Origin of the sequence: Sulfuricurvum sp., assembly GCF_049305995.1 — a bacterium.
In the GTDB taxonomy this organism is placed as follows: domain Bacteria; phylum Campylobacterota; class Campylobacteria; order Campylobacterales; family Sulfurimonadaceae; genus Sulfuricurvum.
Map to the genome: position 1 here is coordinate 1 of NZ_JBAQPS010000373.1, position 2,570 is coordinate 2,570.

Below are 2,570 nucleotides of genomic sequence, written 5' to 3' on the forward strand. Positions count from 1 at the left end.
CATAGCGGCACCTTTGGTCCCATTCCCATGACAATTCTTACAGGTTTTTAAATAAGTCTTTTGACCTTTTTTAACATCGGCAGATGCCGCTGTACTCATCATTCCTACAGCAACAAGAGCCGCAAAAAAGCATGAAGCTGACTTTTTCATGTCGTTCTCCTTCGAAATTATTGATTTAAGACACCTTCAACATTTTCTAAAAAATAGTGAAGGTGTCTTGATACCCCTTAATCATATCGGATAAAGAATAAATGGAGCTTTAACCGAATGTTAATACGTTGTTTTTTTGCTTTTTTTATCAAAAATGTATCAAACTCTCACACTTTAAGAGTCTCAAAGTGCTTTTAGCAAGCAGGAACATTTCCTGAATCTGAACCATATTCAAACAAAAAATCGCGAAGGTCTTTTGATTTACTTTGAAAATTTTCACCATTAAAATACACTTCAGCCGGTGTTTTAGCGTGTTTTTTGATAATTACAGCTCCACCATTTTTAAACAGTTCATCCCACTCTTCTTGAGTATGCATCGCAGCACCTTTGCTGCCATTACCATGACAACTCTTACACCCTTTAGTATACCATTTTTGCCCACTTGCAATATCTGCCGTGAGTGAAGTTGCACCTATACTAATAAATACAACCATTGAAATAAATAATGAAACCGATTTCATCTATGACAATTCCTCTGCTATTTAAAAATCTAATTATACTATCTGAAATTATTTGAATGAAAGATTAATCCAATGATTCTTCTATCATTTCTTTGGCTTGACGTGCGCGCACTTCCAAACGAATTTTATCCTGACGGATCTTGCGGTACGCTTTGTACTGTGCTTTGGTGAGTTCTTCACCGATCACTCCTACTTCCGCACCGATCTCTTCAGGAGATAGCCCCGCTTCGTTCATCATCACCATTCGAAACTCTTTTTTCGTCAAATGACGTTTAAGAGAAGCGTACAATTCACGTTCATCATCACTGATCTCTACCGCACTGCACTCGTACAGACGTGCCAAAACTTCGCGGATTGTTTTAGTAGGGTTGTAACGCAACCATAATGAGTTCTCTAACATTATGAAAATACCTTTGTAATAATTTGTGTGAGATCTTTCGTCTCAATGATAACATTTGCCTCTTTTTTGAGGATCTCTTTGGCGCAAAAAGCGACGCGTGTTCCGGCGTGGGCAAACATCGATCTATCATTCGCACCGTCACCCACCACCATCGTCTCTTCTTCACTAATGCCGAAAAGCCCTTGCAGACGTTGCAACATGTCCCCTTTGGAGAAATCAAACATCATATCTCCGCCGACCAGTCCCGTGAGCTTTCCATCCTTCGAATGTAGCACATTCGAGAAATCAGCATCGTATCCGAGGATATCTTTCGCATACGAAGTCGCTGTGCGAAATCCGCCACTGAAGCAGACTACTTTAATACCGCGCGCTTTCAGTGCCGCGATCGTTTCTACTGCACCGTTCATATAGGGGAGATTTTGGCAAATCTCTTCGACAAGACCAAACTCCAACCCTTTTAAGAGGGTAACACGTTGCTGGAGAGACTCAAAAAAATCGAGTTCCCCGTTCATCGCCCGCTCCGTGATGGCAGAGACTTGTTCACCGATCCCTAGAGCTTCTGCAAAAAAATCGATGGTTTCACCATCCATCAATGTCGAATCGAAATCAAATACCGCTAATTTTATCAAAATAGATTTCCCACATTTTGTTATAATGATGCAATTATATCCAAGGGTAGCTTTTGTTCGAATCATTTATTCATAAACTCCGTCACGGAACCTATATCACTTTAGAGACTACCCCGTCTCGTTCAGCTCAATTTGCCCCGACGATTGAAAAAATCGCCGCATTGGGTCTCGATAAACTCGTAGACGGCTTCAGCACCACCGACAACCCCCTCGCGAAACTTAAATACAACGCCCTCTTCGCCGCGATGAAACTCCAAGATCGTTTCGGACTTCCGACACTGGCAACGATGAGTATGCGAGACCGTAACCGTATCGCACTGCAATCCGATCTCCTCGGTGCGAACGAATCCAACGTCCGTGCCATCCTCGCCCTCACGGGTGACAGTGCCCACTACTCCGATCAGCCGCACGCCAAAGGGGTATTCGAGGGGAACAGCAAACTCCTCCTCGACATCATCACGACGCTCAACAACGGAACCGACTTGGCGGAGCAAAAACTCCTCGCCCCCGTCCAAGAGATTTACCCCTTCGCCGTTATCGACGCCTATGCCAAAAGCAGTGCGACATTGCAGAAAAAAATGACCAAAAAAGTAGCTCACGGTGCGATAGCGATCATTTCTCAACCCGTCTACGATCTCGAAAATGCTCGCAAACTGCTCAATATGATGGCAGAAGCCAACCATGAAAACAGTGCTGAGTGCGTCCTCGTTTTGGGCTATTTCCCGATCACAAAACTCCGCACTGCACGCTTTTTAGATGAAAATGTTCCGGGGATATTTGTACCGAGTGAGTGGGTCGAAGCGCTTGAAGCGGCTTCACTCATCAGTACTGAAGAAGAGTATCGTGTCGGATTTGAACTGAGTAAAACCC

4 protein-coding genes are annotated in these 2,570 nt (G+C 43.8%); 1 reads left to right on the forward strand and 3 read right to left on the reverse strand.

Annotated elements, in window-relative coordinates:
- Positions 1 to 344: 344 nt before the first annotated feature.
- The 3 genes from WA010_RS12465 to serB all read right to left on the reverse strand — a co-directional run bounded on the left by WA010_RS12465 (position 345) and on the right by serB (position 1,700).
- The gene (locus tag WA010_RS12465; protein ID WP_422557441.1) at positions 345 to 671 is read right to left on the reverse strand and encodes a c-type cytochrome; all 327 of its coding nucleotides are present in this window, start codon (positions 669 to 671) and stop codon (positions 345 to 347) included.
- A 64-nt stretch (positions 672 to 735) separates the two neighbouring features.
- Complete coding sequence (locus tag WA010_RS12470; RefSeq protein ID WP_422557442.1) at positions 736 to 1,071, reverse strand: hypothetical protein; 336 nt, start codon at positions 1,069 to 1,071, stop codon at positions 736 to 738.
- Entirely contained in the window at positions 1,071 to 1,700 is a 630-nt protein-coding gene (serB, locus tag WA010_RS12475; protein WP_422557443.1) for a phosphoserine phosphatase SerB, read from the reverse strand. The genes WA010_RS12470 and serB overlap by 1 nt, the downstream gene beginning before the upstream one ends.
- Before the next feature lie 53 nt (positions 1,701 to 1,753).
- On the opposite strand from serB, the gene WA010_RS12480 reads away from it, so the two are divergent.
- Positions 1,754 to 2,570 (forward strand): methylenetetrahydrofolate reductase (locus WA010_RS12480; protein ID WP_422557444.1); only part of this gene is annotated, 817 nt, incomplete at its 3' end.

Excerpts from the sequence above, each read along its gene's own strand:
- WA010_RS12470 (WP_422557442.1), bottom strand. The coding sequence starts at position 1,071 with ATGTTAGAGAACTCATTATGGTTGCGTTACAACCCTACTAAAACAATC.
- WA010_RS12465 (WP_422557441.1), bottom strand. The coding sequence starts at position 671 with ATGAAATCGGTTTCATTATTTATTTCAATGGTTGTATTTATTAGTATA.